General features: G+C 68.4%; 17 protein-coding genes. 16 read left to right on the top strand and 1 reads right to left on the bottom strand.

All coding sequences use genetic code 11. From position 1 onward, the window contains the following. The first annotated feature begins 27 nt into the window (after positions 1-27). From OHS03_RS17655 to OHS03_RS17615, 9 genes are read left to right on the top strand one after another with little or no spacing between them, the layout of a single operon-like run. Positions 28-2256 (top strand): beta-ketoacyl synthase, encoded by a 2229-nt coding sequence (locus OHS03_RS17655; protein ID WP_328655540.1) that lies wholly within the window; start codon positions 28-30, stop codon positions 2254-2256. After that, complete coding sequence (locus tag OHS03_RS17650) at positions 2234-3487, top strand: MFS transporter (protein ID WP_328655539.1); 1254 nt, start codon at positions 2234-2236, stop codon at positions 3485-3487. The genes OHS03_RS17655 and OHS03_RS17650 overlap by 23 nt, the downstream gene beginning before the upstream one ends. Positions 3488-3547: 60 nt before the next feature. Continuing rightward, entirely contained in the window at positions 3548-4465 is a 918-nt protein-coding gene (locus OHS03_RS17645; protein WP_328655538.1) for an acyl-CoA desaturase, read from the top strand. Between the two features lie 12 nt (positions 4466-4477). Next, complete coding sequence (locus OHS03_RS17640) at positions 4478-4735, top strand: acyl carrier protein (protein ID WP_056810906.1); 258 nt, start codon at positions 4478-4480, stop codon at positions 4733-4735. 2 nt (positions 4736-4737) lie between these two features. Further along, on the top strand, positions 4738-5631 hold the full coding sequence (locus OHS03_RS17635; protein ID WP_328655537.1) for a class I SAM-dependent methyltransferase: 894 nt from the start codon (positions 4738-4740) through the stop codon (positions 5629-5631). Then, on the top strand, positions 5628-6887 hold the full coding sequence (locus OHS03_RS17630; protein ID WP_328655536.1) for a cytochrome P450: 1260 nt from the start codon (positions 5628-5630) through the stop codon (positions 6885-6887). Before OHS03_RS17635 ends, OHS03_RS17630 begins: the two co-directional genes overlap by 4 nt. Then, positions 6884-7621, top strand: coding sequence for a thioesterase II family protein (locus tag OHS03_RS17625; RefSeq protein WP_328655535.1), 738 nt, complete (start codon positions 6884-6886; stop codon positions 7619-7621). The genes OHS03_RS17630 and OHS03_RS17625 overlap by 4 nt, the downstream gene beginning before the upstream one ends. 8 nt (positions 7622-7629) lie before the next feature. Continuing rightward, a complete protein-coding gene (locus OHS03_RS17620; RefSeq protein ID WP_328655534.1) occupies positions 7630-9288 on the top strand; it encodes a fatty acyl-AMP ligase in 1659 nt (552 codons plus the stop codon). Continuing rightward, positions 9285-10493: a cytochrome P450 gene (locus OHS03_RS17615; RefSeq protein WP_328655533.1), complete on the top strand. Its 1209-nt coding sequence runs from the start codon at positions 9285-9287 to the stop codon at positions 10491-10493. The genes OHS03_RS17620 and OHS03_RS17615 overlap by 4 nt, the downstream gene beginning before the upstream one ends. A gap of 3 nt (positions 10494-10496) precedes the next feature. Here the strand turns inward: OHS03_RS17615 and OHS03_RS17610 are convergent, their stop codons facing one another. After that, positions 10497-11291, bottom strand: coding sequence for an MBL fold metallo-hydrolase (locus OHS03_RS17610; RefSeq protein ID WP_328655532.1), 795 nt, complete (start codon positions 11289-11291; stop codon positions 10497-10499). Between the two features lie 234 nt (positions 11292-11525). Here OHS03_RS17610 and OHS03_RS17605 point away from each other — a divergent pair, with 234 nt between their 5' ends. The 7 genes from OHS03_RS17605 to OHS03_RS17575 all read left to right on the top strand — a co-directional run bounded on the left by OHS03_RS17605 (position 11526) and on the right by OHS03_RS17575 (position 21113). Continuing rightward, positions 11526-12311 carry a tyrosine-protein phosphatase gene (locus OHS03_RS17605; protein ID WP_328655531.1) on the top strand — a complete coding sequence of 262 codons (786 nt, stop codon included), beginning with the start codon at positions 11526-11528 and terminating at the stop codon, positions 12309-12311. Positions 12312-12519: 208 nt separating this feature from the next. Continuing rightward, positions 12520-14745 (top strand): SulP family inorganic anion transporter, encoded by a 2226-nt coding sequence (locus OHS03_RS17600; protein ID WP_407942393.1) that lies wholly within the window; start codon positions 12520-12522, stop codon positions 14743-14745. Positions 14746-14964: 219 nt separating this feature from the next. Continuing rightward, positions 14965-17175, top strand: coding sequence for a SulP family inorganic anion transporter (locus OHS03_RS17595; RefSeq protein WP_328655529.1), 2211 nt, complete (start codon positions 14965-14967; stop codon positions 17173-17175). Positions 17176-17223: 48 nt separating this feature from the next. Then, on the top strand, positions 17224-17715 hold the full coding sequence (locus OHS03_RS17590; protein WP_328655528.1) for a TIGR02611 family protein: 492 nt from the start codon (positions 17224-17226) through the stop codon (positions 17713-17715). Next, positions 17712-18383, top strand: a complete 672-nt coding sequence (locus OHS03_RS17585; protein ID WP_328655527.1) for a (2Fe-2S)-binding protein — start codon at positions 17712-17714, stop codon at positions 18381-18383. The genes OHS03_RS17590 and OHS03_RS17585 overlap by 4 nt, the downstream gene beginning before the upstream one ends. 118 nt (positions 18384-18501) lie before the next feature. After that, complete coding sequence (gene thrS / locus OHS03_RS17580; RefSeq protein ID WP_328655526.1) at positions 18502-20562, top strand: threonine--tRNA ligase; 2061 nt, start codon at positions 18502-18504, stop codon at positions 20560-20562. Continuing rightward, positions 20559-21113, top strand: coding sequence for an ATP adenylyltransferase (locus tag OHS03_RS17575; protein WP_266290729.1), 555 nt, complete (start codon positions 20559-20561; stop codon positions 21111-21113). Before thrS ends, OHS03_RS17575 begins: the two co-directional genes overlap by 4 nt. Positions 21114-21118: the final 5 nt, after the last annotated feature.

Genomic DNA, 21118 nt, shown 5'->3' with positions numbered 1-21118 from the left:
ATCGTCGACGTCAGGAACGGAGATCCGATGACCACCACACCACTGGACGCCCTCGACTTCGACGGTGAGCCCTTCGATGTCCTCGCCTGGACGCTGGCACTGGAGCCGGCTACCAGCCCCGCCTCTCCACCGTCCACCGCACCGGCGGGCCCGACGCACACCGCGTCGGTGCCCGCGGTGCAGCCGCCCACCGTGCCGGTGCCCGCCGTTCAACGACCCACCGCGCCGGTGGCGGTGACCGGGCCCGTCGACGCCGTTGCCGCGCTCCTGCAGGAGGTTCGGTCCGAGCTCGTCACCGCACACCTGTCGGCGATGGACGTGCAGACCGCGTTGCAGCGGCGCGCGCTCGACACCCTCGGCAGCAACGAGCGGGGTGCCCGGTCCGACCGGGAACCCGCACCCGCGCCGACCACCTGGGCGGAACAGACCTTCGCGGTCATGATCGACTATGCGCCGACCACCGGATTGTCGGTCTCCGCCGCGCCGGGACACCCGGTGGTCTTCGAGCTGCCACCGCCGGCGACCACCATGAATGCTTTCAAGTTCCTCGCCCGCACGCCGATCACCGCACTGGACGGCAGCGCCCTCGCCGCACTGGGCAGGGGCGAGGTGGCTGCCGTCTTCGGCCCGGCATACGACCAGGAAGGCGTCAACCCCGACATCCGGCTGACCGACGGGGCCCACGGCAACCTCACCGAGGTGCTCGAGATCGCCGGACGCGAAGGTCCTTGGGCCAGAGGGCGTGTGCGGGCGAGCTGCCGCGTCGACGGCCCCGATCCGGTCACCGCGGCGACCGAACTCGCCTGGCAGGCCGCCCAGGTCTTGGCGGTGCGCGCGGGCCTGCACCTGTGCCTGGCCGGTGCCCGATTCCAGGCGAGCGAGCCCCTCGAAGTGACGGTGTCCGCCCCGTTGACCGGACCCGCCGAGCTGATCGCCGACGTGGTCCAGATCGACCTGCTGCCGCGTCCATGGCTTCGGATCAATGCCGAAATCCGTTGCGCGGGAGCAGTGGTGGCAACAGTGCACGGCCTCGCCCTGGAGATCAGGGAGGAGCAGGGTCTGGCGATCGGTCCGGATGCCGGTGGTGAGATTCCCCGATTCCTCGGCCGCCGCAACGTCTTCGGTCAGCGGGCTCTGCTCGGTGAGTTCCATATGACCCACAGCGCGCGCGGCGATCTCGGCATCGCGCTCGGCCCGGAGTTCTCGGCGTACGCGGGTCGCAGGGCCACGCGCATGCCCAACCACGGACTTCAGCTCTGCGATCGGGTCATGGCCGTCGATGGGCGACGTGGGCAGCTCGACGCGGGCAGCGCGCACACCGAATACGACTCGCCCGCCGACTCCTGGTACTACGTCGAGTCGGCCGACGCCTCCATGCCCAACGTCGTCTACATGGAGACCTCGCTGCAGTCGGCGTTGCTGCTCGGCTACTTCCTCGGCGCCACCCTCACCTCGCCCGAGGAGGACTTCAGCCTGCGCAATCTCGACGGCTCCGCGACGGTGCTGCGCGAGGTGGACTTGCGGGACAAGACGATTCAGCAGACCAGCAGGTTGATCGACACCACGGTCCTGGTCGGCGTCGTGCTGCAGACGTTCTCGTACGAACTCGCCGTGGACGGTGAACCGTTCTACGCGGGGGAGTCGCTGTTCGGGTTCTTCAACGCTCCGGCGCTGGCGAACCAGAACGGACTCGACAACGGCGAATTCGTGCCCACATGGCTCGACCGGCAGGAGCGACGCCCCGCTGTTCGCGTGATCGACGTGGCCGCGCGTCGAGCTTCGGGTACCGGCATGCCGTGCGCGGTCGGGCACCTGGCGATGCTCGACCGCATCGAAACCGTCGACGGCGCGGGAGAATTCGGGCTCGGTTACCTGCGTGCCACCCGTGCGGTCCGCGCCGACGATTGGTTCTTCGGCTACCACTTCTACCTCGACCCGGTGATGCCCGGATCCCTCGGCGTCGAGGCGGTCATCCAGGCGATGCAGGAGTGGACGGTCGACGCCGGTCTCGCCGCCGAACTGGTCGCGCCGGAATTCGTCGTTCCGGTCGGCGTGGCGTTGTCGTGGCGCTATCGCGGACAGATCCTGGCGAGCGACGAACTGATGACCCTCGAGGTGCACATCAAGAGCGTCGAACGCCGCCCGGGCCGGATCCGGGTGATCGCCGACGCGAGCGTCTGGAAGCCGACCATGCGGATCTACGAACTCACCGGTGTCGCCGTGGAGTTGCGCGATGGCGACGCCCAACCCTGGTGAGGCGCACAGGCATCCGGTGATCGTCGCCGATGCCGCGCCCTCGTCGATTCGGTGGCTGCCGGTGCTGGTGCTCGCCCTCGGCGCGTTCTGTGCCGGGACCGACAACTACCTCGTCGCCGGGGTACTGGCGCCGATGGCGGCCGATCTACGGGTCTCCGTCGCCGGCGCGGGGCTGTTCGTCACGGGTTACTCCCTGGCCTATGCCCTCGCCGCGCCCGTCGTGGTCACCATGCTGCGGGTGCGCTCGCCACGGCGACTGCTGCTCATCGCGATCGCGCTGTTCGTCGTCGTGAATCTGCTCGCCGCGGTGGCCTGGTCACCGTGGGTGATGGCAGTGGCGCGCATCGCGGCCGGGTGCGTCGCGGGGATCTACGTGCCGCTCGCCGGCGCGGCGGCGGCCGCCATGGCTACCGCGGACCGTCGCGGTCGGGCACTGGCGGTGATCCTGGGCGGCATCTCGATCGCCACCGTGGCGGGTGTGCCGCTCGGGGTGTGGGTCGCCGGGCTGTCGTCGTGGCGGATGGCGTTCGTCGCCGTCGCGGCGGTGGCACTGATCACGACAGTCGGTGTCGCGCTCACGGTTCCGGCGGGCGAGGGCACACCCGTGGTGTCGCTGCGGCAGCGACTCGCACCCCTGCGGCACCCACCGGTGTGGCTGGGACTCGCGGTGACGATCTCGGGCATGACCGCGGGATTGATGGTGTTCACCTATGTGGGCCCGATCTATACCGAGGTCTCCGCCGTGGGAGCCGATCACGTCGGCGCGCTGATCATGGCGCACGGCGTCGGGGCGATGTTCGGCCTGTGGGGCGGGAGCGTGCTGGTCGACCGATTCGGCGCGCGGCCGGTACTGCTCGGCGCGTTGACGATCTTCACCGCGAACCTGGCCTGGCAGCCGATCGCCGCGCACACCCTGGCGACCACCCTCGCCTTCGTCACGGTGTGGGGTGTGGTCGGCTGGGCCTTCCTACCCGCGCAGCAGCACAGCATGATCGCCGACGCGACCCCGGAGCAGGCACCGATGTTGTTGTCGCTCAACGGGTCGGCGATGTATCTCGGGGCCGCCTTCGGCTCGGCGATCGGCGGAGCCGTGATCGCGGTTCTCGGTACCGACCACATCTGGATGTTCGCCACCGGCTTCGGCGCGATCAGTGTCGCGCTGTCGCTGGTCCGTCATAAACAATTCCGATCCGACGATCGGCAATTGTCACACGCCGTCGCCGACCGCTGAACGCCTGGCTACGGTAAATAATGTTCAGCCCGGTTCCATACCGCTGAGGTGAATTGCACAATGAATCCCGATCCGCGCAGAAAAACGATCAGTAGTCCCTATATCCACCGACTGCAACGACGACACTTCCTGCTGTTCGATATTCTCCCGATCATCGGCACGGTCGTCGCCTTCGCCTTCCTTCTGGTCCGGCCCTTCGGTGTGCTGGAATTCGCCCTGCTCTTCGTGATGTGGCTGCTCACCGGACTCGGCGTGACGGTCGGCTATCACCGGCTGTTCACCCATCGCACGTTCAAAGCCACGCCGTGGGTGACATGGGTCCTGGCGATCCTCGGCTCGATGGCGGGCCAGGGCCCGGTCATCTCCTGGGTCGCCCTGCACCGGCGCCACCACGAATACAGCGATCGCGAAGGCGACCCGCACTCACCCAACCTCGCGGGTGGCGGCCTGCGCGGTGCGCTGCGCGGCCTTGCTCACTCCCATTTCCTGTGGATGCGCCGCCACGAGTACCCGAACGTCGTGCACTACGCGCCCGACTTGATCAAGGACCGGGGGCTCGTCCGCATCGCCCGCCTCTACTACTACTGGGTGGGGCTCGGGCTGTTGATCCCGACCGTGATCGGTGGCCTGGTCTCGATGAGCTGGACCGGCGCGGTCGCCGGCCTGCTCTGGGGTGGGCTGGTGCGCATCTTCGTCCTCGAGCACATCGTCTGGGCTATCAATTCGTTCCTGCACATGTTCGGAACTCGAAACTACGAATCCCGCGAGAACAGCCACAACGGTGGCGTATTCGCCCTGGCAACGTTGGGGGAGTCGTGGCACAACAATCACCACGCCTTTCCCGAGTCGCCTTCCTTCGGATTGGACTGGTACCGCCTCGATCCCGGTTTCTGGCTCATCCGAACACTGGCATTCTGTGGTCTCGCCTGGGACCTGAAAATGCCGTCCGCCGAACGCATGGCAGCCAAGCGAATCTAAGGAATTCTCCCCGTGGATACAAGTAAAGAAGCCATTGTCACCTGGTGCCAGGAATACCTCGCGAGTCTGCTCGAGGTACCGGCCGCCACCATCGATCCGGCTACCGATTTCGATCGCCTCGGCATCGACTCGGCCCTGGCCGTCGCGCTGCTGATCGAGGTCGAGGACCGCTACGGTGTCGATCTGGCGCCCGAGGACCTGTTCGACAACCCCAACCTCGACGCCGTCGCCGCCTACCTGCACGAGCAGAGCCGGCGGAGTGTGGGGTAGCGATGTCGGTCCATACCGAGCGGTCCACCGCGGCCGCCGCAGCGATCCGTCACCACTACGACGCGGGTAACGACTTCTATCGTCTCTGGCTCGACGAGTCGTTGTCCTACTCCTGCGCCCTGCGCGAGAACCCCGACGACACACTGGAACTCGCCCAGGATCGCAAACTGCGCTTCCACCTGGACGCGATCGACGCGCAGCACGCCGCCACCGTCCTCGATATCGGCTGCGGGTGGGGCGCGGTCCTCGAGCGGCTGGCCCACGCCGGGGTCGCCAGGTCCGTCGGGCTGACGCTCAGTCCCGAGCAAGCCGAGTTCGTCCGATCGCGCAACTGCCCCGGCGTCGAAGTGCGGACCGAGAACTGGCTGCACTACGAGCCGGACACCCGATTCGACGGCATCATCTCGATCGGCGCCTTCGAACACTTCGCGACTCCCGACGACGCACCGGACCAGAAGATCGGGGTGTACCGGGACTTCTTCACGCGGTGCCGCGACTGGCTCGAGCCCGACGGCACGTTGTCGCTGCAGACCATCGCCTACGCGAACATGTCTCGCGAACAAGCCAGCGTCTTCATGCAGCAGGAGATCTTCCCCGACGCCGACCTGCCGACGCTGGCCGAGATCACCGCCGCGGCCGAGGGCCTGTTCGAGGTGCGCTCGATCAGCAACGGACGCCTCGACTATGCCTGGACGTGCGAGCAGTGGGCGCGCAGGCTGCGGGCCCATCGCGCCGAAGCCACCGAGATCGTCGGCAGCGACGTGGTGGCCCGCTACGAGCGCTACCTGAAACTGTCGGCGCTCGGTTTCCGGATGGGCAAGATCGGCCTGCTGCGCCTCGTGCTGGTGCCCTACCGCACCGGATTCTTCGCCGACCGCCGGGTGCGGTCGACATGACCACGCATTCGCCCGAACCCGTCGCACCGAGCAGGCCGCGGGTGCGGTTCAACCCGTTCAGCACCGAATTCCGGCAGGACCCGTATCCGCTCTACCAGCAGTTGCGCGACGCCGAACCGGTGCACCGGACGCTCGGCATGTGGGTGCTCACCCGGCATGCCGAGGTGCGCGGGGTGCTGCACGATCGCTCGTTCAGCGCCGGTCTGATTCCCAGTCTGGTGAGCAGACAGGCCGAGCGGCTCGGGCACTGCAGCGTCGCGCAGATCGAACGTCTCGGGCGTAAGTCGTTGGTGTTCACCGACAATCCCGATCACGCGCGGTTGCGCGGACTGGTGAACCGGGTGTTCACCGCCCGGTCGGTGGAGTCGCTGCGCCCGCTGGTGGCCCGGGTCGCCGCCGACCTCATGGAGCGGGCCTGGCGTGACGGCGGCCTGGATGTCATCGCCGACCTGGCCGCGCCGCTGCCGGTGGCGGTGCTGTGTGAGTGGATGGATCTGCCCGAGGAGTTGCGCGCGCGGGTCGGGCCGTGGACCCACGACATCCGATTCCTGCTCGAGCCCGGCATGATGAAAGCCGGGGATTTCGAACGGGTCCGCGTGGTGGTCGAGGAGTTCGCCGCGGCCATCGATGCTGTGCTGCCCGAGCGGCGTGCCCGGCCCGGCAGTGATCTGATCAGCCAATTGCTCGCCGCGCGGACCGCAGGCGGCGATGTGCTGACCGACGAGGAAGTGGTCTTCGTCGCCATGATGTGTTTCGTCGCGGGCAACGAGACCACCAAATCGCTGATCGGCAACGGGACGCTGGCGCTGCTGCGCCACCCCGCGCAGGCCGCGCTGTTGCGACGCGGACCGGAGTCGGTCGAGGCGGCGGTGACCGAGGCCCTGCGCTACGACCCTCCGCTGCAGTTGACCAAGCGCCTCGCCACCCGCGACATCCAGCTCGACGGCGCCAGGATCTCGGCGGGCGAACAGATCCTGGTGTGTCTCGGCGCGGCCAATCGCGACCCCGACGTCTTCACCCGGCCTGACGAGTTCGACCTCACCCGTACCGGTGGTGGGCATCTCGGATTCGGCCACGGTATGCACGGGTGCCTCGGCGGACTGCTCGCCGAACTGCAGGCGCAGGTCGCCTTCGAGTATCTGTTCGTCCGGTCGGAGCACCTGGAACTACGGCAGACGGACCTCGAATGGCAGGACCACAGTTTCATCGTGCGTGGCCTGAAGAGCCTTCCCGTCGACGTGCGGCGGGCACGATGACGGGCACCGGACTGGTCACGTCCTGGTTGCGCGGCGACACCGCGCCCGCTGGGGTGCGGCTGGTGTGTATCCCACACGCGGGTGCCGGCGCGTCGTCGTTCAATCGCTGGCCCGACCTGTTCGGACCGGGGATCGGGGTCGTGCGGGTGCAGCTCCCCGGCCGCGAGGACGTCGCGCAGCGTCCGCCGCTGCACCGGGTCGGCGAGGCGGTCGACGAATTGTCCGGACAGATCACGCGATCGGGCGACGCACCGGTAGCCCTCTACGGCCACAGCATGGGCGCGCTGATCGCCTATGAACTGGCTCGCGCGCTGACCGTCGCGGGCAGACCGCCGGTCCACCTGTTCGTGTCCGGTCGCCGGTCACCACACCTGGCGGCGAGCCGCGCGGTCCTGCATCGCCTGCCCGACAACGACTTCGCCGCCGCGCTGGACGCGATGGGCGCCTGGGGCGCGGCGGGCCGCAGCGCGAGTTTCCTGCGGTACGCGCTGCCGCTGACCCGCGCGGACCTGGAGTTGTCGGAGGAATACACCCACCGGCCCCGACCCCGGCTCGCCTGCCCGATCACGACGTTCTACGGCGACGAGGACCCGATCGCCGACCCGGACGAGGTGTGGGCGTGGGGGTCGTTGACCGACGGCCCGTTCGCCACCCACGAGTTCACCGGTGATCACCTGTTCCACCATCGACATCGCGCGGCAATCGCGGCGATCATGACCGCCGCCCTGACCTGAGGACCGACGTGCAGCTACTTCCCGAGATCCTCGCGCGTCGCGCCGTCGACGAGCCGGACCGCATCGCCTACATCTTCCTCGACGACAACGGTGCCGAGCACACCACCACGACCTATCGCGAACTCCACGAACAAGCGATGGCGGTGGCGCGACTGCTGCGGGCGCGGTGCGAACCGGGCGAGCGCGCGCTGCTGGTGTTCCCGCAGTGCGTCGAATTCATCACCGCCTACTTCGGCTGCCTCTACGCGAATATCGTTGCCGTGCCGGTGAATCCGCCGCGTCGCGGCAAGGTTCAGGACGCGACCCGCTCCATCGTCGGCGACTGCGCGCCCACGGCTGTGCTGACGATCGCGGGGCTGCTCGAGACGCTGCGACCGGCACTGGAGCCGCTCTGTACCGCACGGCAGTGGCTGGCCGTCGACGAGTTGCCCACGACGCAAACGTCTTTCACCGCGACCGCCGCCGATCCCGATGCCGTGGCGTTCCTGCAGTACACCTCCGGGTCAACCTCCGCGCCCAAGGGCGTGATGGTGACGCATCGAAACCTGGTGGCCAACGAGGAGATGATCCGGCACAGTTTCGGCCACGACCGGGAATCGACCGTGGTCGGCTGGGCGCCCTTCTTCCACGACCAGGGCCTGATCGGCAATGTGCTGCAACCGGTGTACGTCGGCGCGACGACCGTCATGATGTCGCCCACCACGTTCATCCGGCGGCCGTTGCGGTGGCTCGAAGCCATCTCGCACTATCGCGCGCACACCAGCGGCGGCCCGAACTTCGCCTTCGACGCCTGTGTCGCCCGCGCCGCCGCCGGTGAACTGCCCGACCTGGATCTGAGCAGCTGGAAGGTCGCCTTCAACGGCGCCGAGCCGATCCGGGCCGAGACCCTGGACCGGTTCGCGAAGACGTTCGCGCCACTGGGGTTCGGCGCCCAGGCGGTGTTCCCGTGTTACGGCCTCGCGGAGGCCACCCTGCTGGTGTCGGCGAGCGGGAAGGGCCGCGGTCCCCGGTTGCTCGACGCCGATATCGACGCACTCGCCGATCGACGGTATGTCGCGGCCGCGGTGGATCGGGGTCGCACGCTCGTCGGCTCGGGGCCGGCGCTGCCCGGCGAGGACCTGCGCATCGTCGACCCGGAGACGGGCAACCCCTGTCCGGAAGGTCTGGCCGGGGAGATCTGGGTGGCGGGCGACCATGTCGCCCAGGGCTATTGGGGCCTGCCCGAGGCGACCGCCGAGACCTTCCACGCCCGCATCGCCGACGATCCCGCGCGCACCTACCTGCGCACGGGCGACCTCGGTGTGGTCGTCGACGAGGAACTGTATGTGGTGGGCCGCCTCAAGGACATCATCATCCTCCGGGGCCGCAACTACTACCCGCACGACATCGAGCACACCGTGCACCGCGCGCACTCAGCGCTGCGACCCGGTAGCGGCGCGGCGTTCGCGGTGCCGGGGCGCGACGGCGAGAAGCTCGTCGTCGTCCAGGAGCTCGAGCGCGACGCCGACGCCGACACCGACGACATCGCGGGCGCTGTCCGCGCGGCGGTGCTGCAGGAACACGAAGTCGCCGTCGCGGAGGTGGTCCTGGCCGCGCCGGGCACCGTGCAGAAGACGAGCAGCGGAAAAATCATGCGATCAGCGGCAAGGAAGCGATACCTGCAATGAGCACCGAGACCTTCGTCTTCGACCCCACCGCACCGGGATTCGCCGACGACCCCTATCCGCACTACGCCCAGCTGCGCGCCGCGGGACCCGCGCAGGAGCATCCGATGGGGTTCTGGATCATCTCCCGGCACGCCGACGTGGCCGCCCTCCAGCGCTCCCCGCATTCCGTCGACGAGCAGCACCTGCGGCATCTGCCCGCGTGGAAGAGCGGCAGCGCCGAGGTCCGCAAGGAGAGCCGCGTGATGGGCGGGCTGTCGATGCTGGATCAGGACCCGCCCGACCACACCCGCCTGCGGCGACTGGTGTCGAAGGCCTTCACGCCCCGCTCCATCGACTCGCTGCAGCCGCGCGTCGAGGAACTGGTCGAGGAGGCGCTGGGCCGCATCGCCGCCGCGGGCACCGCGGATGTCATCGCCGAACTGGCCTTTCCGCTGCCCTTCACCATCATCTCGGAGATGCTCGGCATCCCGGTGGGCGAGCACACCCGGCTGCGCGAGCTCACCGAGATCGTCGTGCTGGTGTTCGAGCCGTTCGCGAGCCCCGAGACCCAGGACCGGATCCGAGCAGCCAACCAGGAACTGTTCGGGATGGTCCGGGAACTGATCCGCTGGAAACGCGCGAACCCCGGTGACGATCTGCTCACGGCGCTGATCGGCGCCGAGGACAACGGCGACATGCTCAGCGAGGACGAGCTGATCTCGCAGGTGATGTTCCTCTACATCGCGGGCCACGAGACCACGGTGACCCACCTCGGCAGCGGAATCCTGTCGCTGCTGCGGCATCCGGACCAGGCGCGGCGGCTGCGGGACGAGCCCGAGCTGGCGGCAGGCGCCGTCGACGAGCTGATGCGTTTCGACACCCCGGTGCACCTGATGCGCCGGATCACCCTCGCGCCGTTGCGCGTGGGTGACCACGAGATCCCCGCTGGCTCCTGGGTGATCGGCGCCTTGGCCGCCGCCAACCGGGACCCCGAATTCTGGGGCGCCGACGCCGACCAGCTGCGTCTGGACCGGCCCGACGCGCACCAGAACGTCTCGCTCGGCGCCGGCATCCACCACTGCCTCGGCGCCGCGCTGGTCCGGATGGAGGCCCGGATCGTGTTCCCGCGCTTCGTGACCCGCTTTCCCGAGGCCGCGGTGGTCGATCAGACGTGGAACGGTCGGATCAACCTGCGCGGCCTCGCGACCCTGACGGTGGCGGTGTAGCGCTCAGCGCGGCTGTTCGGCGGGCACCGAGAACCGCATGCCGGGTCGGCTCAGGTGCACGGGTCCGTCGAATTCGGCGGACACTTCGTCGCGCCGCGCCTGCTGCCACTGGTCCTGTGCCGAACCGAAATGGGTCAGCACCACTGAGCGCGCGCCCGCGGCGGCGGCGACCCGCCCGACCTCGCCGGCCGAAAGGTGGCCGTGCGGGGTGCGATCGGGCTCGGCGAGGGTGGACTCGGCGAGAAAGATGTCGACGTCGGCGGCGAGCGCGACCAGGTTGTCGTTCCAGCCGGTGTCGCCGGTGAACGCGAGACTGCCGGTGGGGCTTTCGATCCGGACGCCGCAGGCGGGTTCGGTGTGCACCATGGGCACCAGCTCGATGCTGCAGTCGGTGAGCGCGTAGGTTCCGCCGCGCTCGTATTCGATGACCTCGTAGGCCAGGTCGAACGCCCGGTTCAGATCAGGGAAGGTCTTCACCGGGAACAGCGCGGCGAGCTGATCCAGTTTCGCGCGAGCCCCTTTCGGCACGAACAGCTTGATCCGGCGGTCCGGGGCGTCGGCGGCCTTGCGCATCGCCTGCTTGCCGATGGGCAGCACGTCGTAGCAGTGATCCAGGTGCAGGTGGCTGATGACCACCGCGTCGAGCAGGCTCGCGTGCACGTAATTGCCGAGCATCACCGCGATTCCGGGGCCGCAGTCGAGCAGAACTCTCGACTGGCCGGTCTCGACCAGATAGCCCGAGCTGGCGCCGCCGTCGGCGGGCATGCCTGCTCGATTTCCGACGATTGTCAGGTGCATTCGACATACCTTTCGACACGGAAGTTTCGAGCCCGACGGTATCGAGGGAATCCGGCGCCGCCGACTCGTATCGAACATTCCGATCCGTCCATCGTATTTCCTGATCGAATCGACGGCGTCGGTGCTCTGACCTGTGGAAACAGCCGGAAGATCGTTCGGGGAGAGCGAATTTCGACATTTGCGGTATCCGACACCGAATACCGTTGACCAACGGTGCGAGTAGGTGCTGCGAAAATGAGAACGGGGATTGTGATGACCAACGGTGTGAGTTCTTCGATGGGCCGGGAATTGCCGCTGCGCGGTGCGGTGAACGCGCGGGACCTGGGTGGGTTGCGAACGATGGACGGGCGGCAGGTGCGCCGCTTGCGGGTGCTGCGGTCGGACATGCTGACCTCGCTGGACGCCGCGGATGTGGCGTTCCTGCTCACCGAATGCGGGCTTCGCACGATCGTCGACCTGCGTGCGCCGAGCGAGATCGTCACAGACGGAACAGGTGCCGTGGTCGACGCCGTCGGGGACTACCGCAACCTGCACGTCTACGGCGCGGACCGGGTGCGCCTGGACCTCACCGAGGTCTCGCCCGACGGGAGCATGTTCGACCGGTACTGCGAATACCTCGAGCACAGCAGCGAGAACATCGCCGCGGTGCTGCGCCTGCTCGCCGGGCCGGGGCAGTTGCCCGCGCTGGTCCATTGCGCTGCGGGCAAGGATCGCACCGGGGTGGTGATCGCCCTGCTGCTCGCCGTCGCCGGGGTGCGCGCGGACGACATCATCGCCGACTATGCCGCCACCACCCCGAATATCGCGGCGCTACGAGCCCGAGGGGGACGCGCCGCTCGACCGGAGGGTGGCCCGGCAGACCGCCTGCCCGCCTGGGTTTTCGCTGCGGAAGCGAACACCATGCGCCAGTTCCTGGCCCACCTGGACGCCGAGTACGGCGGCCCCACCGTGTGGGCGACCGACGCCGGTCTCGACCAGGCGACGCAACGACAGTTGGCCGACAACCTGCTCTGTGACTGAGGTCACAGATCGACGGCGATTTCGTCCCATTCTTCCCAGAACGTTTTCTAATGCTTGGGAACTTCTTTACTATTGTCAGGACTCTGTGTCTGGAGTCCGAGCTCTTCCGAGCAGTGCTGCAGATCCGCCGTTCGCTCGCAGCTCAGCATCAATTGCCAGTGCATGTTCGACCGATGAACCGGGGCCCCATCCGCCCCGGCGAAGGAGAATGATGACCGACAATGATCCGGGCACCACAACTACGGCGACAGCGCGCACGCTGTCGCATGCTTCACTGAAATCGGTTCTCCAGCAAGATCTTCCAGCATCACTCGTGGTTTTCCTCGTCGCGCTACCGCTGTCGCTCGGGGTCGCGCTGGCCTCCGGCGCGCCGGTCGTCGCCGGGCTCATCGCCGCCGCCGTCGGCGGCGTGGTCGCGGGATTGCTCGGCGGCTCGAAGGTTCAGGTCAGTGGGCCGACTGCGAGTCTGGCCGTCGTGGTGGCGGGGGCGGTCCAGCAATTCGGTTGGGCTGCCATGTGTTTCATCACCGTCGGGGCGGGTGTACTGCAGATCCTGTTCGGGCTCAGTCGCGTTGCGCGCGCCGCGCTGGGGATCGCGCCGGTGGTCGTGCACGCGATGCTGGCCGGCATCGGGGTGGTCATCGCCCTGCAGCAGGTGCACGTGCTGCTCGGTGGAACGACGGTCAGCTCGCCTCTGGCCAGCATCGTCGCGCTCCCGCGTCAGGTGATGTCGGCGCAGAAGGGTGACTTGTTCGTCGGACTGCTGGTGATCGCCGTGCTGATCGGATGGCAGTATCTGCCGCGCCGGGTGCGGGTGGTGCCCGGCCCGCTGGTCGCGGTGGTGGCGGCGACGGTGGTCTCGCTGGTGCTGCCGATGACGGTGGAACGGGTGCGCCTGGACGGCTCGCTGCTCGACGGCATCGGGTTGCCCGCGCTGCCGCACGGCGGGTGGCTGCCGCTCGTGCTCACCATGCTCACCATCGCCCTCATCGCCAGTGTGGAGACGTTGCTCTCGGCCGTCGCGGTCGACAAACTGCGCCCCGACCAGCGCACCGACTTCGATCGGGAACTGCTCGGTCAGGGCGCGGCGAACATGGTCTCGGGCGTGCTGGGCGGTCTGCCGATCGCGGCGGTCATCGTGCGCAGCATCACCAACGCCAACGCGGGTGCTCGCAGTAGGGCGGCCACCGTGCTGCACGGCGGCTGGATCCTGGTGTTCTCGGTCGCGTTGGTCGGCCTGGTCCGCCAGATCCCGACGGCGGCGCTGGCCGGATTGCTGGTGCTGATCGGGGTGCAGTTGGTGAAGCTGGCCCATATCAAACGCGCCCGCCGCACCGGCGACATCTACGTCTACCTGGTCACCGGGATCGCGGTCGTCGCGCTGAACCTGTTGCAGGGCATGGTGATCGGACTGCTAGCCTCGTTCGCGCTGCTGCTGTGGCGGGTCGTGAAGTTCACCATCACCGCGGCGCCGCGCACCGATGGAACCTGGCTGGTGCGGATTGCGGGCACCTGCACCTTCCTGGCCGCGCCCCGGCTCACGACCGAACTGGCGAAGGTGCCCGCGGGGGTGGACGTGACGGTCGAACTGAGCGTGGACTTTCTCGACCACGCCGCGTGCGAGTTGCTCTCGGAATGGGCCGATGTCCGTGAATCCACCGGCGGCAGAGTCGATTTCGTAGAGCTCGGCGCTGCGAGGATGGCCCGCACCCACGACGGTCCGCCCGACCACGGGCACGCGCGCAAGGCGGTCGTCGACCCGATTCGGCCGTGGCGGCGCAGCGGCGGCGTCGACCCGATCGCCGCTGGCATCGCGGCCTACCATCGCGAGCACGCGCATCTGATGCGGCCGCATCTGGCCGGACTGCAACACCGGCCCGATGCCGACACCTTTTTCCTGACATGCGCCGACGCCCGCATCGTGCCCAACGTCATCACCAACAGCGGCCCCGGCGACCTGTTCACGGTGCGCAATGTCGGCAATCTGGTGCCGGTCGGCGGCTCCGACGTCTCGGTGGAGGCGGCGCTGATCTACGCGCTGGACAAGCTCGATGTGCGCTCGGTGGTGGTGTGCGGGCACAGCGGCTGCGGGGCGATGGAAGCGCTGCACCGGCAGGTGCAGGCCGGGCCAGGCCTCGACGACTGGCTCGCCCATGCCCAGCCGACGCTGACGGCGTTCCACAGCGGCCACCCTGTCGCCGAGGCCGCCAGGCTGGCGGGCTTCGGCCCGATCGACCAACTCGGCATGGTGAACGTGGCCAGGCAGGTGCAGACCCTGATCGATTATCCGGCGGTGCGAAGCGGCATCCAGGAGCGCGGGGTGGCGGTGTCGGGACTGTTCTTCGACCTGGCGACCGCGCGCGTCATCGAGATCACCGCCGACGGGATCGCCGACTTCGACGACGCCCGTCGGGCCGCCGCCGAGCCCGTGTAAAGCGGGGTAGTTGTGGGTCACACCACAGACTGCCTGCCGTTATGGCGACGCCCACTGTTTGTGCGGCACACTGGCTTTGCCAATTCTTTACCAATAGGTTGGATCCACCCGGACCCGGTTCGCCGTCGCACCGGCGTCGTCAAAGCTCTTGCCCCTTTGCTTCACCGTCCTCGTGATGATCGGCCTCGGCCCAGCGCCGGGAGCCGGCGAAGGAGAGTCATGTCTATCGAGAACGACCTTGCTCCGCCCCGTGCGGACGAGTCATCCCGCCCCGCGTGGCAGCAGACGCTGCTACGACATGATCTACCCGCTTCGATCGTAGTTTTCCTGGTCGCGCTGCCCCTGTCGCTCGGCATCGCGGTGGCCTCCGGCGCGCCGATCGCCGCCGGTCTCGTCGCCGCCGTGATCGGTGGTGTGGTGGCCGGTCTGCTCGGTGGGGCGGTCCTGCAGGTCAGCGGACCCGCCGCGGGTCTGACCGTGGTCGTCGCTGAGTCCATCGCGCAATTCGGTTGGCGCGTCACCTGTTTCATCGTGGTCGCCGCGGGCGTGCTGCAGATCCTGTTCGGGCTCAGCCGGATCGCGCGAGCCGCCCTCGCCGTGGCTCCCGTGGTGGTCCACGCCATGTTGGCCGGTATCGGCATCACCATCGCCCTGCAGCAGGTCCATGTCCTGCTCGGCGGCTCCTCGCACAGCACCGCGCTGCGCAACCTGACCGAACTGCCCGGGCAGCTGCTGTCGCTGCACGGTGGTGACGCGCTCGTCGGCGCCGTGGTGATCGCGGTGATGCTCGGCTGGAAGTACGTCCCGCCGAAGCTGCGTGCGGTACCGGGCCCGCTGATCGCGGTGCTCGTCGGCACCGTGCTCTCCCTCGGCCTGCCCGATATCGAGCGCATCGCGCTGAGCGGGTCGGTCTTCGACGCGCTCGGTCTGCCGGAACTGCCGTCGGGCAACTGGTCGGCCGTGGCCATGATGGTGCTGACCATCGCGTTGATCGCCAGCGTGGAGAGCCTGCTCTCGGCCGTCGCGGTCGACAAGATGCACACCGGTCCGCGCACCGGATTCGATCGGGAACTGATCGGCCAGGGCACGGCGAATGTCGTCTCGGGCCTGGCCGGCGGCCTGCCGATCACCGGCGTGATCGTGCGCAGCGCCACCAACGTGCAGGCGGGAGCGCGGACGCGGGCCTCGGCCGTCATGCACGGACTCTGGATTCTGCTGTTCTCGGTGGCGCTGGTCGGTCTGGTGGAACAGATTCCCAAGGCCGCGCTGGCGGGCCTGCTGATCGTCATCGGCATCCAACTGGTGAAACTGGCCCACATCCGGTTGGCTCGGCGCACCGGCGACCTGCTGGTCTATGTGGTGACCGTGCTCGGCGTGGTGTTCACGAATCTGCTCGAAGGCGTGGTCATCGGGTTGGGACTGGCCTTCGGGCTGCTGCTGTGGCGGGTCGTGCGCGTGCAGGTGACGGCGCGGCCGCTGCCCGACGGGCGCTGGCAGGTCCACATCGACGGATCGTGCACCTTCCTGGCCTTGCCGAAACTGTCGGGCGAACTGGCGAAGGTGCCCGCCGGTGTCGACGTGACGGTCGAGATGACGGTCGACTTCCTCGACCACGCCGCCTTTGAGGCGATCGAGGACTGGCAGCGTCAGCACGAAAGCAGCGGTGGCCGTATCGATTTCGTCGAGATCGGGCACGCCCGGATGGCCGACACCCCGGGCGCGCCGCCGACGCGTGGATTCGGTCGCGCCGCGATCGACGACATGCTCCGTCCGTGGCGGCACCAGAAGTCCGGCGGCGACGCGATGACGGCCGGTATCGCCGCCTTCCATCGCGGCTCCGCGCATGTGGTGCGCCCGCACCTGGACGGCATGCACCAGGACCCGGATTCGTTCTTCCTCACCTGCTCGGATTCGCGGATCGTGCCCAATGTGATCACCAACAGCGGCCCGGGTGACCTGTTCACGGTGCGCAATGTCGGCAACCTGGTCCCGGTCAGCGGCGACGATTCGGTCGAAGCGGCGCTGACTTTCGCCTTGGACTCGCTCGCGGTCCGCTCGGTGGTGGTGTGCGGGCATTCCTCGTGCGGCGCGATGAAGGCGGTGCACTCCGCCGCCGACACCCGCGGTGGGCTCGGCTCCTGGTTGCGCCACGCCGAACCGACACTGCAGCGGTTCCGCGCCGGTCATCCCGTCGCCGTGGCCGCCGCGGCGGCCGGGTACAGCGAGGTGGATCAGCTGAGCATGGTCAATGTCGCCGTACAGCTCGAGACGCTGGGACGCAATCCCGCGGTGCGACGTGCGGTGGCCGCGCGCGGGTTGGTGGTGTCGGGGCTGTTCTTCGACATCGCGGGCGCCCGGGTGCTCGAGGTCACCGTCGACGGAGTCGGCGCGATCGACGATCACGCCGCACTCGCTGTCACCGGTGGCTGAACAGCCGCGCTGCTACTCGGCGGCGATCGGACTCGTAGTCTGGACTTCATGACCAGCGATCCGACCGCCGCCGAGCGCGTCACCGACGGCTCCGATTCCGCGGACAACGAGGCCGCCGCCGAGTCGGGGCGGTGGGACGGGTTCAAGGCCCGCTGGCGCGCCTTCCGGGAACACATCGCCCAGCGCCCTACCCTCAACCTCGGCTACCGCATCGTCGTCGGCGTGGTCGGTGGGTTGGTACTGATCGTCGGGATCGTCACGATCCCGTACCCCGGACCCGGCTGGGCGCTGGTGTTCGCGGGATTCGGCATCCTGGCCACCGAATTCGTCTGGGCCCATCACACCTTGAACTGGGTGCGCGGAAAATACCGGATCGTCATGGACTGGTACACCTCGCGCGGTTGGTTCATCAAGGTACTCGGCGCGGTGGGCACCTTCGCCCTCGTCCTGGTGACGTTGTGGCTGCTCGGTACATTTTCGATGGTCGCAGGGTGGATCGGAGTCGATTGGCCATGGTTGCACAGTCCCCTGATGTCGTGAGCACGGTTCCCGGCCAGCTCCTCACCGACCCCGCCTGGGTCGCGGCCCGGATCGACGCGATGAGCCATACCTGGGGCACCGATGTGCCCCGGGTCGCGGGCACCCTGTGGTGGTGCATGGTCGCCTCGACCCTGGTCGAGCAGATCGCGTTCGCCTACGCGGCGGGCACGCCCGCTCCGGTCGCCGCGCTCGGCGAATTCGACTGTGTGGTCCGTCCGGACGGCGGCGTCGAGCACGCGCGGTTCCACCGGATGCCGGTCGACGCCGCCGGGCGCTCCGTGCGCTCGGACGTGGGTGGCGAGACCGGCGCGGCAGCGGCCGAGGAGGTCGCGACCGCCTTGCGTGACACCTTGACCGCCGTGATCTCCCAGGTCGCGGCGGTCTCCGGGGCCGGGATTCCCGCGCTGTGGGCGGTCGTCGCCGATGCCATCGGCAACCGAGCCCTCGACGCCGGTGCCCCGGAGGCCGCGACCCGGCTGGCGGCGGACGTGGGCCCGCGCCTGCCCGCACCACGGTTCGTCACGGTGGCGGGCCGTACTTTCGTCCGCCGCGCCTCGTGTTGCCTGGTCTACGAGGCGCCCGGTCGACAGATGTGCACGAGCTGCCCGAAGCGCGCGCCCGCCGATCGAGCCGAACAGCTGGCCGCCGCCGCGCGCGCTCGCTCCTAGGTCCATCGACACGCCCCGTCGGCGGTCCCGATAGCATGGGCGGCGCAGGATCCCCTGCGTGACCGACGCTGTGCGACCTGCCGGATGACCCGGCACCGACGTCAAGGAGAACATTCCCGTGACCACCTCTGCACCCATCAGTCCCGTCGCTCTCGTTCGGGTGCCGGCCGGGACTACCGCGGGCGCAGCGGTGCGGGAAGCGGGCTTGCCCACGAAGGGCCCGGACACGGTCGTCGTCGTGCGTGATGTCGACGGCGCACTCAAGGATCTGTCCTGGATCCCGGAGGAGGACGCCGACGTCGAGCCCGTTCCCGCGAACAGCGAGGACGGGCGCAGCGTGATCCGGCACTCGGCCGCGCACGTGCTCGCCCAGGCGGTGCAGCAGGAGTTCCCCGACGCGAAACTCGGGATCGGCCCGCCGATCAAGGACGGCTTCTACTACGACTTCCAGGTCGACAAGCCCTTCACCCCCGAGGATCTGGCCAAGCTGGAATCGCGGATGAAGAAGATCATCAAAGGCGCGCAACGCTTTTCGCGTCGCGTCGTGGAGATCGACGACGCTCGCGTCGAACTGGCGAACGAGCCGTTCAAGCTGGAGCTGATCAGCGACAAGTCCGGTATCGACGATCCCGAGATCATGGAGGTCGGCGGCAACGAGCTGACCATCTACGACAACCTCGACCCGCGCACCGGCGAGAAGCTGTGGGGCGACCTGTGTCGCGGCCCGCACATCCCCACCACCAAGTTCATCCCCGCCTTCAAGCTGACCCGCTCCTCGGCCGCCTACTGGCGTGGCGACCAGGACCGCGAGGACCTGCAGCGCGTGTACGGCACCGCGTGGGAGTCCACCGAGGCGATGGACGCCTACCTGGAGCTGCTGGCCGAGGCCGAGCGCCGCGATCACCGCAAGCTGGGCCTCGAGCTCGACCTGTTCTCCTTCCCCGACGCGCTCGGTTCGGGGCTGCCGGTGTTCCACCCCAAGGGCGGCATCATCCGCAAGGAGATGGAGGAGTACTCGCGGCAGCGCCACGTCGACGCGGGCTACGAGTTCGTCAACACTCCCCACCTCACCAAGGGGCATCTGTACGAGATCTCGGGCCATCTCGACTGGTACAAGGACGGCATGTTCCCGGCCATGCACCTGGACGCCGAGCTCAACGAGGACGGCTCCGTCCGCAAGCCCGGCCAGGACTACTACGTCAAGCCGATGAACTGCCCGATGCACAACCTGATCTTCGGCGCGCGCGGCCGTTCCTACCGTGAGCTGCCGCTGCGGATGTTCGAGTTCGGCTCGGTGTACCGCTACGAGAAGTCCGGCGTGATCCACGGCCTGACCCGCGTGCGTGGCATGACCCAGGACGACGCGCACATCTACTGCACCAAAGAGCAGATGCACGGCGAGCTCACCAGCACCCTGCAGTTCGTCCTCGGCCTGTTGAAGGACTACGGCCTCGACGACTTCTACCTCGAGCTGTCGACCAAGGACCCCAAGAAGTACGTGGGTTCGGACGAGCTCTGGGCCGAGGCCACCGAGACCCTCGAGAAGGTCGCCGAGGCTTCCGGCCTGGATCTGGTGCCCGACCCCGGCGGCGCCGCGTTCTACGGCCCGAAGATCTCCGTGCAGGTCAAGGACGCGCTGGGCCGCACCTGGCAGATGTCGACCGTGCAGCTCGACTTCAACCTGCCCGATCGTTTCGACCTCGAGTACACCGCCTCCGACGGCACCAAGCAGCGCCCGGTGATGATCCACCGCGCCCTGTTCGGCTCGATCGAACGCTTCTTCGGCGTGCTCACCGAGCACTACGCCGGTGCGTTCCCCGCCTGGCTCTCGCCGGTGCAGGTGGTCGGCATACCGGTGGCGGAAAACTTTGTCCCGCACCTGGATTCGGTGATCGAGCGGTTGCGTGACGCGGGCGTGCGGGCCCAGGTGGACCGCAGCGACGACCGGATGCAGAAGAAGATCTTCAACCAGACCGCGCAGAAGGTGCCGTTCATGCTGCTGGCGGGCGCACGCGACGTGGAGGCGGGCGCGGTGAGCTTCCGATTCCGCGACGGCACCCAGGTCAACGGGGTGCCTGTCGCCGACGCGGTCGCCACCATCACCACCTGGATCGCCCACCGCGAGAACGCCTCACCCACCGCCGAGGGGTTCGAGGTCGTCTCGGCGGTCGGGTCATGAGCGAGAACCTCGCCCCCGACGCCGGCTCGATCGTCGACGCCGGGGCGGGCCAGCCCGACCGCCTCCAGCGGTTGTGGACGCCGTACCGGATGTCCTACATCACCGGTGAGGTCAAGCCCAAGGACGCGACCGGGCATCCGTTCACCGATATCCCGAAGATGTCGGACGAAGACGGCCTGATCATCGCGCGCGGCGAGAATGTCTACGCCGTGCTGAACTTGTACCCGTACAACCCAGGGCACATGATGGTGGTGCCGTACCGCCGGGTAGCCGACCTGGAGGACCTCACGCCCGCCGAGAGCGCGGAACTGATGGCCTTCACGCAGCGGGCCATTCGCGTGATGAAGCAGGTCTCGCGGCCTGCCGGATTCAACGTGGGTCTCAACCTCGGCGGCGTGGCCGGTGGGTCGCTCGCCGACCACCTGCACCAGCACATCGTTCCGCGCTGGGGCGGGGACGCGAACTTCATCACCGTGGTCGGCGGGGTGAAGGTGATGCCTCAGTTGTTGCGCGAGACGCGGCAGCTGCTGGCGGAGGCATGGGAGGAATAGAGACC

Source organism: Nocardia salmonicida, assembly GCF_036142455.1.
Classification (GTDB): domain Bacteria; phylum Actinomycetota; class Actinomycetes; order Mycobacteriales; family Mycobacteriaceae; genus Nocardia; species Nocardia salmonicida.
This window is presented reverse-complemented; position numbering and strand designations above follow the sequence as displayed.